Raw genomic sequence first — 13,784 nt, forward strand, 5'->3', positions numbered from 1 at the left:
CCGACTCACTTCACACATGGATGCAATTGGATCCAGCTGGACCTTGCAAGACCAAATACCAAGGTTTTTCAGGGGATTTCTTGAACCTTCCGGACTATATCGGACGTTCTTGAACCGGAATTTGGTGGGCCCACCAGGATTCGAACCTGGAACCAAAGGATTATGAGTCCTCTGCTCTAACCGTTGAGCTATAGGCCCGGCGCGGGTGGGTTGCGAGATGCGAGGCATGTCGGACCTTCCAGCTGAAGCGAAAGTTTACCTGTCCGCGTGCGTCGCTGTCTGCTGTGCGTCGGCACCTTGACGGTCGATGGCCACGCTTACGCTGCGCAAACAAGAAAACCCAGCGGCGGCCGGGCTCTTCACACGCAAATCCCGAATCCCGAATCCACCAATCCCAGCCGCTAGGCCATCTCGAGCTGCCCGTCGATCAACTGACGACCGGTACGGAACCCGTGCGCGATGGCGTCCTGATACGTCGCCCAACCCGGCCCCTGGCCGCCGACGCGTGGCTGGCGCTTGCCGCCGAGCGCGTACACATCGACCCACAACGTCCACTTGGCGTCCGGGGCTGCCTGCTCGGCGCGTACGCGAATCTCGTGGTCGCGGTACGTGGTGGTTTCAAAGCGGCTTTGCCTACTCATAAGACGATCCCGTTTCCGTTCGCCCATCACGTTAGAAGTGCCGGGTAGAACGCGATGTGAGCTTGGGAGAAACATCGCTTTAATGTTGCGGCACGGTGTTGCTTCGTCGCCGATACGTGAAGTCCACAGGATCGCGTCATCTCGCACAATGCGCCTTACGAGGATCTCCGAACACGCCTCGCCACCTGCGTGGCCCATCACGCAACAGCCCCGCGAGTGCGGGGCTGTTGTGATTTACTGCACGGATACGACCGAGATGTCAGTCGATGTCGAGGAACGAACGCAGCTGTTCCGAACGGCTCGGATGACGCAGCTTGCGCAGCGCCTTGGCTTCTATCTGACGAATCCGCTCGCGGGTGACGTCGAACTGCTTGCCGACTTCTTCCAGCGTGTGATCGGTGTTCATGTCGATACCGAAGCGCATCCGCAGCACCTTGGCCTCGCGCGGGGTCAGACCGGCCAACACATCACGCACCGTCTCGGAGAGATTGATGTTGGTGGTGTTGTCGATCGGGGACTCCACATTGGTGTCCTCGATGAAGTCGCCCAGATGCGAATCCTCGTCGTCGCCGATCGGGGTTTCCATCGAGATCGGCTCCTTGGCGATTTTCATCACCTTGCGGATCTTGTCCTCGGGCATGTCCATTTCCTTGGCCAGTTCTTCCGGCGTGGCCTCGCGGCCGAACTGCTGGAGCATCTGACGGGAAATGCGGTTCAACTTGTTGATCGTTTCGATCATGTGCACCGGGATACGAATGGTGCGCGCCTGATCGGCGATCGAACGGGTGATGGCCTGACGGATCCACCACGTCGCATACGTCGAGAACTTGTAGCCGCGACGGTACTCGAACTTGTCCACGGCCTTCATCAGGCCGATGTTGCCTTCCTGGATCAGGTCCAGGAACTGCAGGCCGCGGTTGGTGTACTTCTTGGCGATGGAGATGACCAGACGCAGGTTGGCCTCGACCATTTCCTTCTTGGCCTTGCGCGCCTTGGCTTCGCCATAGGCCATCGCACGGCTGATTTCCTTGATCTCGCCCAGGGTCAGGTAGTTGGCCTTCTCCATCTCGATCGAGCCCTGCTGCTCGGAGACGATCTGATCCTTGACGTCGCGCAGCGCCGACGACCACTTCTGCTTGCGCTTGAGGGCGTCTTCCACCCACTCCAGGTTGGTCTGGTTGCCTTCCCAGGAACGGATGAAGTCCTTGCGCGGCATGCGTGCCACGGTGGTGGCAAGGTGCAGCACCTTGCGCTCGTGATCCTTGATGCCGTTGACCACGCCACGCAGCTGGGTGACCAGCGCATCGGTCAGCGGCAGCGGCAGCTTGAGCGTGGTGAAGATGGCGGCCATGTCCTCGCGCGCCTTCACCACCAGCTTGTGCTCGGCGCCGTTCTTGGCATAGACCTTCTTGAACTTGGCGTATTCGTTGGCCAGGTTCTCCATGCGCGTGGCGACTTCCAGCGGGTCCGGGCCGGTCGGGCCGGCCTCTTCCTCGGCAGCGTCGTCGTCGCCGTCTTCGTCGTCGGCGTCGTCGCTTGCGTCATCGTCGGCTGCGACCGGGCCAGCAGCGGCCAGCGCGGCGGCGGCGGCGTCGGCCTCTTCGATCAGGTCGTTGAAGCCGACCACGATCTCGGCCAGACGCTTCTTGCCTTCCTTGTGCGCTTCGTAATCGGCCAGCAGCATTTCGGTCGACAGCGGGAACACGCCCAGCGCTGCCTGGACCTGGCTCAGGCCTTCTTCGATGCGCTTGGCGATGGCGATTTCGCCTTCGCGGGTCAGCAGCTCGACCGTACCCATCTCGCGCATGTACATGCGCACCGGGTCGGTGGTGCGACCACCTTCGGTATCGAGCGCGGTCAGCGCGGCGGCGGCTTCTTCGGCGGCGGTATCGTCAACTTCGCGGTTGCCGGTGTTGCCATCGTTGAGCAGCAGGGTTTCGGCATCGGGGGCAACTTCATGGACATCGATGCCCATGCCGTTGATCATGCTGATGATGTCTTCGATCTGCTCCGGGTCGACCAGGTCGTCGGGCAGGTGGTCATTGACTTCGGCGTAGGTCAGATAGCCCTGTTCCAGGCCCTTGCTGATCAGTAGCTTGATGTCGGATTGCTGGGCAGGACGTTCGTTGGCCATGAGTGCTCGCGCCACCGGCTTTGAGATTGGAAAGAGAACCTAGCATTATACCAGCGTGAAGCCCGGTCTGCCGGAATCAAGACGGGACCGCTGGTAGAACTGCGTTGCTAGGGTCTGAGGAGGAAGGTCACCGGGCCATCGTTGACCAGGTCGACAACCATATGGGCACCGAAGCGCCCGGTTTCCACCCCGCCGTGGTGTTTTTCGCGGCAGATCGCCACCAATTGATTGAACGCCCGTTCAGCCTCCAGCGGCGGCGCGGCGGTGCTGAAGCCCGGCCGGTTGCCGGAGCTGGTGTCGGCCGCGAGCGTGAACTGGCTGACCAGCAGCAAACCGCCGCCGGTATCGGTGAGTGAGCGATTCATCTTGCCGGCGTCATCGCCGAACACGCGGTAGCCGAGCAGGCGTTCGGCCAGGCGACGGATCTGCGCGTCGCTGTCGCCGGGCTCCACCCCGACCAGCGCCAGCAGCCCGGGACCGATCTGGCCGACGATCTGCGCATCGACCGTGACGGCGGCGCGGGTGACGCGTTGGATCAGCGCAAGCATGGGCACTCTCAGGCGGCAAACTGTGCCGCGCAGCATGCCCAGCGCCGCCGGTACTGTCACGCATGGGCCTTCGTGCGCTGCGCTGTTTAGAATTGCGCGGATGAAACCAGATGTCCGCGCTCGCCTGCTGTACGCCACCGCCGCCACCGTGGGCCGCCTGCCGTGGCCGCTGCTCAAACGCGTGGCCGACGCGCTGGCCTGGACCTGGCGCAAGCTCAATGCGCGCGAGGCGCGCGTGGCACGCCGCAACCTGGAGTTGGCGTACCCGGAACTGAGCGCGCAACAGCGTGCGCAGCTGCAGGCGCAGATCCTTCAATCGACCGCGCGCCAGACGCTGGAAGTGCTGCGCACCTGGACCCGTCCGCCGGCCGACAACCTCGCGCGCCTGCAACGCAATGGCCAGGAGCTCTACGACGCGGCGCTAGCGTCCGGGCGCGGGGTGATCGTGGCAGCGCCGCACTTCGGCAACTGGGAGCTGCTCAACCAGTGGCTGTCCGAGCGTGGGCCGATTGCGATCGTGTATCGCCCGCCGCAATCCGAGGCGGTGGACGGCTTCCTGCAGCTGGCGCGCGGCGGCGACAACGTGCGCCAGGTGCGGGCCGAAGGCCCGGCGGTGCGGCAGTTGTTCAAGGTACTCAAGGATGGCGGGGCGGTCGGCATCCTGCCCGACCAGCAGCCGAAGATGGGCGATGGGGTGTTCGCGCCGTTCTTCGGCATTCCGGCCTTGACCATGACCCTGGTCAACCGACTTGCCGAGCGCACCGGTGCCATCGTGCTGTACGGCTGGTGCGAGCGCGCCGGGGCGGACCTGCAGTTCGCGCTGCATGTGCAGCCGGCCGACCCGGCGGTGGCCGACGCCGACCCGGTGCGTGCCGCCAGCGCGCTCAACGCCGGCATCGAACGCATCGCCCGCCGCGACCCGGCGCAGTACCAATGGACCTACAAGCGCTACACGCTGCGTCCGCCGGGCAGCGGCGAGGCCAATCCGTATGCGACGCAGCGGCATCCGCATTAGCGGGTGCAAAGCAGATGCAACGGTGCAGTCCAGGCGCGGTCTCGCCGCGGGCGGGCAATGGATCGACGCGCGGAACGCGCGTGGGCGACAGGCGATCTGGCGCTGCGTCAGCGCGGCAAGCGACAGGCTCCGGCACGAGCGGTCACTGGCCAGCCCACTCAATCGTCGTGCGGGTCGGCCGGCGTGGCCAGGATGCGCTGATAGAACGCCAGGTCCAGCCAGCGGCCGAACTTGAAACCGGCTTCGCGCACGGTGCCGGCATGGGTGAAGCCGAATTGTTCGTGCAGGGCGATGCTGGCCAGGTTGCTGGCATCGATGCCGCCGACCAGCACATGCACGCCGCGCTGTTGTGCCTCAGCGATCACGCCCTGCAACAGGATGCGCCCGAGACCCTTGCCGCGATGGTCGCGGTGCACATAGACCGAATGTTCGACGCTGTATTTGAAAGCGGGCCAGGCGCGAAAGGGCCCGTAGCTGGCAAACCCCATCAAGGTGCCGTCGGCCGCCTCCACTCCGATCACCGGAAAGCCACCCGCCCGCTTGGTCGCAAACCAGCCGACCATGCTTTCCGGAGGGCGCGGACGGTAGTCGTACAGCGCCGTCGAGTGGGCGATGGCGTCATTGAAGATGTCCAGGATTGCGCTGGCGTGGCGGGCTTCGCTGCAGTCGATAAGAGACATGGGGTCCAATGCGGGCAGGGTGTGGTGGGATTAAAAGGCATCGCCGGGCGATGAACAACGCAGCCTGCATGCAACCATTCCACGCACATGGCGCAACACAATCTGCCAATGCTGGATGCAGCGTTCCACCCGGCCGTGGCGACTGGCGATTGCGAACCACGCAACAATGGCCGTACGCGGCAGGCAACGGCTGCGGCAGCGCCCCGCCTTGAAGCGGCCGTGGCAATCCCCATCTGGAGTCGTGCATGAGCAGCCCCGTCCCCTCCACCAGCGCACAGGCCTTCGGCGATCCGGCCGCGATCCGCTGCGAGCGCGCCGCCTCCGAACTGCGCGCCGGCCGCCCGGTGCTGCTGACAGCGGCCAGCGGGCAGGCGCGTGCGGTGCTGGCGCTGGACAGCAGCACCGCGCAGTCGTACGCGGCGTTCGCACGTGCGGCGCAGGGCCGCCACTGTCTGTTCATCACCCCGACCCGCGCCCAGGTGCTGGGCTTGAGCGCGCCGCAGGGCGCGCGCGTGGCGCTGGCCGGATACAGCTATGACCAACTCGCCGCCCTGGCCTACCTGCGCGACACCTCGGTGCCGGTGCAATGGACGCCTGGCGATGCCCTGGACGCAGGCGCGGTGGAGATCGCGCGGCTGGGATTGCTGCTGCCGGCGATACTGGCGGTGGAGCTGCGCGATGCAGACGACCATGCCGCCTTCGCCGGTTGCCAATCACTCACCCTGGACGATCTGGATACCGGCTGCGCCATCTCCGCCGCAGCCGGCTACGAGCTGGTAACGCGCACGCCGGTGCCGTTGCGTGGGCTGGGCATGAGCGAATTCGTGGTGTTTCGCGGCGGCGTGGCGCAGCGCGACCAGGTGGCGATCGTGGTCGGCCAGCCGGACCTCTCGGCGGCGGTGCCGGTGCGCGTGCACTCGTCCTGCCTGACCGGCGACCTGTTCGGCTCGCTCAAGTGCGATTGCGGCGACCAGTTGCAACACGGCCTGGCCAAGTTGAAAGACCTCGGCGGCGGCGTGCTGCTGTATCTGGACCAGGAAGGCCGCGGCACCGGCATCGCCGCCAAGATGCGCGCCTACGGTTACCAGCATGCCGGCCTGGACACCATCGATGCCGATGCGCAGCTGGGCTTCGGCCCGGACGAGCGCCGCTACGGCAGCGCGGTGGCGATGTTGCGCGGCCTGGGCATCGGCCGGATTCGGTTGTTGACCAACAATCCCGCCAAGGCCGAGCGCCTGCGCGCAGCCGGCATCGTCGTCGAGGAGCGCATCCCGGTCACTGGCGACATCACCCCGGAAAACGAGCAGTACCTGCGCACCAAGGCCGCGCGTGCCGGCCACGCGCTGGATGTGGACGCGCTGATTCTGGCCGCCCAGTAACCGCAGCCTGCGCCCGCGACACGGCGGCAGCGTCTGCCTGTGCCGCGCAGCGACTCACGCATGCGTGGCGGTGCAAGGCTGGCGGCCTTGACGGCTGGCCAGCGTCGACAGGCCACAGGCCCGTCATCGAGCGGGGCACCCTGCCCCTGGATGCGCCCGCCCTCGGCGCCCGGCTATGCTTGCGCACCGCTTCTGCAGGTCAGCCTTGTGCACGACGTTCCACCGCCGCACCCCGAGGTCATCGTCCCTGCTGCTGCGGCAGCGGTTCAGGCCATCGACTACACGCAGTGGCAATCGCTGCCGCGACGCGGTGCGTATGTGGCCGGCGTCAACGGCGCACTGGCCGGCGGCGGCGCCGGGGCGATCGCCGCCAGCGTCACGGCCATGGTGATGCACGCCTGGCACTACTGGCCGCTGGTGCTGGGCCTGACGCTGATCGCCGCGCTGCTGGGTGCGTGGTTCGCTGTCAAACGCCACCGCCTCACCCACTGGAAACTGGACGATCACGGTCTGGCGCTGCAACGCGGGCACCTATGGCAGAGCGACACGCGCATTCCGATCTCGCGCGTGCAACACGTGGACTTGCGGCGCGGCCCGATCGAACGCGCCACGCAGCTGACCACGCTGGTGGTGCACACCGCGGGAAGCCGGCTTAACGCGGTGGGGCTGTCCGGGCTGGATCAGGGCGATGCCGAGCGTCTGCGCGACCGCCTCGCCCACCAGCTCGACCACCACGACGACGCGCTGTGAGCAGCATCGAACACCCCGGCCGCGACGAACAGCGCCTGCATCCGCTGTCGTGGGTGTTCGTGCTGCTGCAACAGATCCGCCAGTTCCTGATTCCGCTGGCGGCACTGGTGTTGTTCGGCAGTCGGGACGGCAGCCGCGACTCGGCCGATCACATCGCCACCGGTGTAGTGATGGCGGTGCTGGTGGCGATCTCGGTGTTGCGCTATTTCACCTATCGCTATCGCATCGGCAACGACGGCGTGGCAATCCGCAGCGGCCTGCTGGAACGGAGCCGGCGCGATATTCCGTTCGCGCGCATCCACAACGTGGTGGTGCATCAATCGCTGCTGCACCGGTTGGCTGGCGTGGCCGAAGTGCGACTGGAATCGGCCGGCGGGCACAAGCCCGAAGCGGAGATGCGCGTGCTGCGGCTGGACCAGGCGCTGGCGCTGGAAGACCTGATCCGTCGCCGCGCGCATCACCCCGATACCGCTGCGGCGCAAGTGGACACCGACAGCAACACCTTGCTGCGCCTGCCGATGGGCGAAGTGATCCGGCTGGGGCTGATTTCCAATCGCGGCATGGTGGTGGTGGCCGCCAGCGTCGGTGTGATCTACCAGATGATTCCGCGCCGCACGGTGTCCACCTTCGTCGAACACAACGGCGAGCTGGCGTATCGCTATGTGAGCCAGATCCATCCGGGCACGGCAGGGACGGTGGCGTTGCTGGTGATCGCCACGTTGGCGGTGCTGATCGCGATGCGCGCATTGTCGGTGGCCCTGGCGGTGGCGCAATACCACGGCTTTCACCTGAGCGAATCGGAGCGCCGCCTCACCGTGGAACGCGGTCTGCTGACGCGGATCCGCAGCAGCGTGGCGCTGCGGCGCATCCAGTCGTGGACGCTGTACGAGAGCCGCCTGCATCGCCTGTTCGGTCGCCGCCAGTTGCGTGTGGAAACCGCAGTGACCGGTGCCGGCGATAACGAAGGCAGCGCATTGAAAGAACTGGCGCCGGTCGCCGACCCGCAGCGCTGCGATGCCTTGCTGCAACGCCTGCTACCCGAGATCGCCTGGCCGCCCGCGCAATGGCACGCCATCGCGACGCGGTGCTGGTGGCGACTGAGCCTGCCTACGCTGTTGTTGCTGTTGCCGCTGGTGGCTGGCCTGGCCTGGCACTTCGGCAGTCAGGCAGCATGGTTGCTGCTGTGGGTGCCGTGGAGTGGGTTCAAGGCGCATCGCCAGGTGCAGCGCATGGGCTACGCGGTGGATGCGCGTTACGTGGCCGTGCGCGGCGGCTGGTGGAAGCGCTGGTGGCGGCTGGCCGAGCTGGACAAGCTGCAGGTGCTGCAACTGCAACGCTCGCCGCTGGATCGCCTGTCTGGCACCGCCACACTCTGGCTGGACACCGCCGGTGCCAGTGCAACCGGACCGGCCTTGCGGCTGCGCTTCGTGCCGCTGGCGCAGGCGCAGGCGCTGCAGGCGCAACTCGGCGCCGCGTTGGCGCGGCGCAAGCTGCGCTGGTGATTGGTGATTGGTGATTGGTGATTGGTGATCGGTGATCGGGATCAGCAGCGCGCACCACCGGCAATCAGCGCTGCGCCGGGCCCCAATATCCAAGCTCGCGCCGAATCTGCAGCCCTCGCCACCACGCGCCCAACGGCTTGCGGCGCAGCGTACCGAGCTTGCCGGCGATGAAATCCTCGGTGGCTGCAATCACCCGCTCCGACGACTGCCCGTCGCGATACGGATGGATCGCGTCGGCATAACCGGCGAGCGCGTTGCATAGCGCCGCATCCGGCGCCAGCGCGCGCGCCAGCTGCTGGGGCAACTGCGCGGGCTGTTGAAAATCCAGCATGTGCGGCTGCGGCACGCGATTGCGGAAGGTCACAACCGGTTTGTGCTGCACCACGAACTCGGACACGATCGATGAGGTATCGGAGACCAGCACGTCGGCCGCACGCTGCGCGGCCATCACCTCTTCGGGTTCGACGAAGCGCGCATTGGCCCCCGCCAGCGCGCGATAACGATCGAACAGCTCCGGCGCGCACTTGGGATGCAGGGTGAGCAGCCAGTAATGCGCGCCGCGTGCGATATCGGCAGCGATGACGTCGTAGAGCGCGGGCGCAGCGCTCAAGCGCTCGGTAAAGGTGGAACCGAACAGGACGACCGGGCGTCCGTTGGCTGGCGCGCGCAGTGCGGCGCTGCGTCCGCCATCGTCGCGGAACACCGGGTCGAGCTTGGGCCAGCCGGTTTCGACCACCGCAAAATGCCCTTCGCGCTCGGCAAGCGCGCGGAACGGCGCCGTGGTGGCCGGGCCTTGCGTGCAATACAGATCGAACAGCCCGCGCACGCGGAAATGCCCGCGATTGTCTTCGCGCTTTTGCACATTGAACCCGTGAAAGAGCTGCACCTTGGCACCCGACACAAACGGCGGCACCCAGTTGGCCGCGCTGAACACTGCATGCGGACGCAACGCCAGCGCCGCGCGCAGGCCGACCGCGTGCACGCCCGGCAACACCAGCCCACGGGCACCGCCCTCGAACCAGGCCGACACGGCGTGCCCGCGGGCCTGTAATGCCTGCGCCAATGGCGCCAGAATAGGCAACGCGTAACGCTCCGTTGCGAACAGCAGGTATTGAGCCATCACATGTCCTCTTCGACCGCACCCGACGAACGGCCGCGCATCAGCGCCTGCATTATCGCGTTCAACGAGGCCGATCGCCTACGCGACTGTCTGCACTCGCTGGCGTTCTGCGACGAGATCGTCGTGGTGGACTCCGGCTCCACCGACGCCACCGTGGCGCTGGCCGCCGCGCAAGGCGCACGCGTGTTGCAGCGCGCCTTCGACGGCTATCGCAGCCAGAAGGCATTTTGCGTCGCGCAGGCCAGTCACGACTGGGTGCTGTGTCTGGATGCCGACGAACGCGTCAGCGACACCTTGCGTGGGTCGATCATCGCTGCGCGCGATGGCGGTTTTGCCGAGGCCGCCGGCTACCGCTTCGCGCGGCTGTCGGAGTATTTCGGGCGATTCCTGCGGCATGGCAATGCGTATCCGGACCGGGTGCTGCGCCTGTTCGATCGTCGGCGCGGCGGCTGGCGTGGCAAGCGCGAGATCCATGAAGCCGCGAGCGTGGAAGGTGCGGTCGTCACGCTACCTGGCGACTTGATCCACTACCCGTACCGCTCCCTGATGCAGCAGTTGGCCAAGACCCAGCGCTACGCGCAGATGATGGCCGAGCACGACCACGCACGCGGCAAGCGTGCGACCTGGAGCAAGCTGGTACTGGCGCCGGCCTGGCGTTTCTGGCGCGGCTATCTGCTGCGCGGCGGGTTTCGCGATGGCTGGCATGGGTTGATCTACGCCTATGTGCGCGCCAACTACGTCCGCCAGAAGACCATCATGCTGTGGCTGCTGCAGCACAAGCAGCCAGTGCAGGACCCCCCACGCGCGGACGATCAGCGCGGCGGCTGAGTCGCGGCCTGCTGCGCCTGGCGCGTCGCCAGGCCCACCAGCAACCCCACCATGGCCGTATAGAAACTGGCCGACACCTGGTGCGCGAACATCGATTGGGTCAACCCGCACAGCGCGTAGCTCACCACGATCATCACCCCGGCAGCGGCCGGCCCACGGAACTGACGCTGGCCGCTGCATCGATGCAGCCGCACGAAGATCCACAACGGCACACCGTAGACCGCCAGCAACAGCAACAGCCCCGGCACCCCCTGGGTGGCGCCCCACTCGGCCAGATCGTTGTGCGCATGGCCCAGATGACAGCGCAGCAGCCAGGTATCGCCGGCGCACACCGGCAGCTCGCGCATCGCAACATCGAAGCGCCCCACCCCCACGCCGACCAGCGGATGCGCGCGCAAGGTGTCCCAGGCCACGTGCAGGCGCTCGATCCGGGCACCGGCAGAGGAATCGCTGTCGCCCACCTCGTAGCGCTGCAGATCGCTGTGCAACTCGCCCAGGCGCATCTGCTCGGTCAACGCCGGCACGCTGACGATCACGCCCACGGCCAGCACCGCGCTGCCGATGAAGCTCAGCAAGCGCATGCGTGCGCTATGCCAGGGCGCGCCCCAGATCAGTACGCCGAGCGTGACCAGCAGCGACAGCCACACACCGCGACTGCCACTGAGCACGATCACCACCACGGTGGCGATCGCCGCACCCACCAACCAGCGCACATTGCCGGCCGGCCGGCAGAACACGGCCACCACCAGCAACATCAGCGCGATGTCGGCAAACACAATCGCATTGGTCCAGCCTTCGGCGCGGTCGGCGCCGTTCATCACCTGCAGCATGGCGATCAGCATCGCCACAAACACACCGGCCAACGCCCCGCGCCACAGCCACACCTGGCGCGGCTGCAACGCATAGGCCCACAACGCCGCCCACGGCAGCACCAGAAAGCGCGAGCGGTTATCGACATCGCGCAGGCCATGTTCGAACAACGCAACCGACAGCAGCGACATCGCGATCACCGCCAGCGTCAGCCAACCCAGCGCGCGCAACGACCAACCGCCGGTGGCGATGCCGGCGCGCAGGCTGCGCCACCCCACCAGCGAGCCAAGCAGCAGGCATAGCCCGAACGGCAGCAGGCCGCTGGGAACGCTGACCACCAGCGCGGTCAGCGCGAAGACGCCCAGCTCGGCAATGCGCACGCCTGCCCGTGACGCGATGGGAACGGATGGGGCGAGTGAAGCGGACTGGGTACGCAAGGAATTCATTCAACGATCGGCGGCAGAGGAGGTAAACCGGGGCGACACGCGTCAGCGACGCCGGCCAAGCTAACGATGCCCCGCATGAATCTTTGTTAGACAACGGTCGGCGACGGCAATGGCGCCGCGCAGATCGCGCCGCGCAGATCGCGCCACGCGGGGGTGGTTGGTGGTTTCATTCGGTGTCCAGGTTGCCCTGCTCCTTTTCTTCGACGGCCTTCTCCCTGGAGCTGGCCACGCAATCGCCATGGACCGCATCGGCCGGCACCAGCCACCAGCGGCGGCGATTGGCCACTCCCACCAACTGGCTGCCGCTGCGGTCCACGCAGGTCAGCAAGGCGGTCTCCTGCACCATCAGCCAGCGTTGTTGCGGCTGCTGTGCCTGCCAGGCCACACCGCGCCGCAGCTGTTCTTCCCACGGCACCTTGAAGCCGAAGGTCTGCGCGGGGCGGTCGGCCATCAGCAGGTTCTGCTCCTTCCAGGCCACCAGGCCGAGCTGGGCATCCGGGCCGATCCGCCGCCCGACCTCGCGCATCACCGCGCCCGACGAGCTGGATTCGTTGAAAATGGGATAGCACACCAGCCCGAACGCCACCCACCACGCGCCCAGCAACGAGACCGCCGCAAGCGCCGAGCGGCGCACCCGCAACAACAGCAGGCTGGCCACGCCCCACAGGCCGACTGCCAGCAGCAGCCAGGCCAGCGGGTCGGTCGCCTCGCTGCCGACCCCGCGGCTGTCCATGATCTTCTGCTCGAAGCCCGGATGCCCGATCAGCATCGTCACGCCGCCGGCAGCGAAGGCCACCGTCAGCAGCAGCACGAATCCGAACAACAGCCGCTGCACCCCGACCCGACGCAGCAGGCCCGCCGCCAGCGGCGCCAGGGCCAGGCAGAACATCGGCAGCGCCGGCAGGATGTACACATCGCGCTTGCCGCTGGGAATGGTGAAGAACACCAGCACCAGCAGCCACCACGCCAACGGCAGCAGATAACGCGGATCGCGGCGCTTGAGCCGGCGCCGCCAGGCCGGAATCGCCCACGGCAGCAGCAGGATGGTGGGCAGCCACATCGTGGCCATGCTCTGCAGGTGGTACCAGATCGGCTGGGCGTGGTCCCAGGAACTGGCGTAACGCTTGGCGGTCTGGCGCAGCAGGATATCGTTGAGATACACGCGGTATTCGGGCTGACCGGCCGTCAGCGCGGTCACCATCATCGGCACGAACCACAGCAGGATCGCCACGAAGAAGAACAGCGGCCCCAGCCAGAAGCGCCGGTCGCGTACATGCACGCGCACGCCCGGCCAGCCACGCGCCGCCGCGATCCCGGCCGGAATCAGCATCAGCAGCGCGATCACGCCCACGCCCTTGGTGATCACCCCCAGACCGGCGGCGAACCAGCCCAGCGTCCACCAGCGCCAGGCCGGCCCCATCAGCAGATGGCGCAGCAATCCGTAATTGGCCAGCGTGATCCAGAACACCACCAGCGGATCGATCTGCGCCTTCTTGGCCTGAAAGGTGAAGTGCAGCGTGAACAGCAGCATCCACGCCGCATAGACGCCCACGCGCCGGGTCCACAGCCGCCGCCCCAGGTCGTACACGCAGGCCAGCGTACCCAGCGACGCAAGCAACGACGGCAGCAAAAACGCCACCCGCCAGTTGCCCAGCAGCGTGTAGAACAGCGCCTGCAGCCACATCAGCATCGGCGGCTTGTCCGAATACAGCTCGTTGCCGCGATGCGGGAACAGCCAATCGCCACTCATCACCATCTGCTTGGCGACCAGTGCAAACCGCGGCTCGTCCGACGGCCAGGGGTCGCGCAATCCCAGCCCGGCACCGATCACCAGGACAGCGGTGATGGCCAGCAGCCAGACATCCTTGGAAGCGCGAGTCTTGAGCATGGAAGGCAGCACTAGAACGTGGACGGGAACGCCGATATCGGCG

The 13,784-nt window shown here is 66.6% G+C and carries 12 protein-coding genes and 1 tRNA gene; 5 read left to right on the plus strand and 8 right to left on the minus strand.

The features are described 5' to 3' along the window. Positions 1–122 precede the first annotated feature (122 nt). From GGR62_RS11190 to dtd, 4 genes are all read right to left on the minus strand, one after another. Positions 123–198, minus strand: a tRNA-Ile gene (locus GGR62_RS11190). A 203-nt stretch (positions 199–401) separates the two neighbouring features. Continuing rightward, positions 402–716 carry a DUF6566 family protein gene (locus GGR62_RS11195; protein ID WP_184408058.1) on the minus strand — a complete coding sequence of 105 codons (315 nt, stop codon included), beginning with the start codon at positions 714–716 and terminating at the stop codon, positions 402–404. A 184-nt stretch (positions 717–900) separates the two neighbouring features. Next, positions 901–2,775, minus strand: a complete 1,875-nt coding sequence (gene rpoD, locus GGR62_RS11200) for an RNA polymerase sigma factor RpoD (protein ID WP_184407974.1) — start codon at positions 2,773–2,775, stop codon at positions 901–903. 107 nt (positions 2,776–2,882) lie between these two features. Further along, complete coding sequence (dtd, locus tag GGR62_RS11205; RefSeq protein ID WP_184407975.1) at positions 2,883–3,323, minus strand: D-aminoacyl-tRNA deacylase; 441 nt, start codon at positions 3,321–3,323, stop codon at positions 2,883–2,885. Here dtd and GGR62_RS11210 point away from each other — a divergent pair. After that, complete coding sequence (locus tag GGR62_RS11210) at positions 3,322–4,338, plus strand: lauroyl acyltransferase (protein WP_184407976.1); 1,017 nt, start codon at positions 3,322–3,324, stop codon at positions 4,336–4,338. The two genes, dtd and GGR62_RS11210, sit on opposite strands and share 2 nt — an antisense overlap. Before the next feature lie 158 nt (positions 4,339–4,496). On the opposite strand, the gene GGR62_RS11215 is transcribed toward GGR62_RS11210, so the two are convergent. After that, positions 4,497–5,018, minus strand: a complete 522-nt coding sequence (locus GGR62_RS11215; RefSeq protein WP_184407977.1) for a GNAT family N-acetyltransferase — start codon at positions 5,016–5,018, stop codon at positions 4,497–4,499. 245 nt (positions 5,019–5,263) lie between these two features. Here GGR62_RS11215 and ribA point away from each other — a divergent pair, with 245 nt between their 5' ends. The 3 genes from ribA to GGR62_RS11230 all read left to right on the plus strand — a co-directional run bounded on the left by ribA (position 5,264) and on the right by GGR62_RS11230 (position 8,649). Continuing rightward, positions 5,264–6,397: a GTP cyclohydrolase II RibA gene (ribA, locus tag GGR62_RS11220; protein ID WP_184407978.1), complete on the plus strand. Its 1,134-nt coding sequence runs from the start codon at positions 5,264–5,266 to the stop codon at positions 6,395–6,397. A gap of 150 nt (positions 6,398–6,547) precedes the next feature. Further along, positions 6,548–7,147: a PH domain-containing protein gene (locus GGR62_RS11225; RefSeq protein WP_184407979.1), complete on the plus strand. Its 600-nt coding sequence runs from the start codon at positions 6,548–6,550 to the stop codon at positions 7,145–7,147. Next, positions 7,144–8,649: a PH domain-containing protein gene (locus tag GGR62_RS11230; protein WP_184407980.1), complete on the plus strand. Its 1,506-nt coding sequence runs from the start codon at positions 7,144–7,146 to the stop codon at positions 8,647–8,649. Before GGR62_RS11225 ends, GGR62_RS11230 begins: the two co-directional genes overlap by 4 nt. A 64-nt stretch (positions 8,650–8,713) precedes the next feature. Here GGR62_RS11230 and GGR62_RS11235 read toward each other — a convergent pair whose 3' ends face one another. Continuing rightward, positions 8,714–9,772 (minus strand): CDP-glycerol glycerophosphotransferase family protein, encoded by a 1,059-nt coding sequence (locus GGR62_RS11235; RefSeq protein ID WP_184407981.1) that lies wholly within the window; start codon positions 9,770–9,772, stop codon positions 8,714–8,716. On the opposite strand from GGR62_RS11235, the gene GGR62_RS11240 reads away from it, so the two are divergent. Then, the gene (locus GGR62_RS11240; protein WP_184407982.1) at positions 9,773–10,597 is read left to right on the plus strand and encodes a glycosyltransferase family 2 protein; all 825 of its coding nucleotides are present in this window, start codon (positions 9,773–9,775) and stop codon (positions 10,595–10,597) included. Here GGR62_RS11240 and GGR62_RS11245 read toward each other — a convergent pair. Together GGR62_RS11245 and GGR62_RS11250 are read right to left on the minus strand one after the other, a co-directional pair. Beyond that, positions 10,582–11,853, minus strand: a complete 1,272-nt coding sequence (locus GGR62_RS11245) for an O-antigen ligase (RefSeq protein ID WP_184407983.1) — start codon at positions 11,851–11,853, stop codon at positions 10,582–10,584. The two genes, GGR62_RS11240 and GGR62_RS11245, sit on opposite strands and share 16 nt — an antisense overlap. A gap of 166 nt (positions 11,854–12,019) precedes the next feature. Then, positions 12,020–13,741, minus strand: a complete 1,722-nt coding sequence (locus tag GGR62_RS11250) for a glycosyltransferase family 39 protein (protein ID WP_184407984.1) — start codon at positions 13,739–13,741, stop codon at positions 12,020–12,022. Positions 13,742–13,784: the final 43 nt, after the last annotated feature.

Origin of the sequence: Xanthomonas sp. 3075 (assembly GCF_014197275.1) — a bacterium.
Classification (GTDB): Bacteria; Pseudomonadota; Gammaproteobacteria; order Xanthomonadales; family Xanthomonadaceae; genus Xanthomonas; species Xanthomonas campestris_B.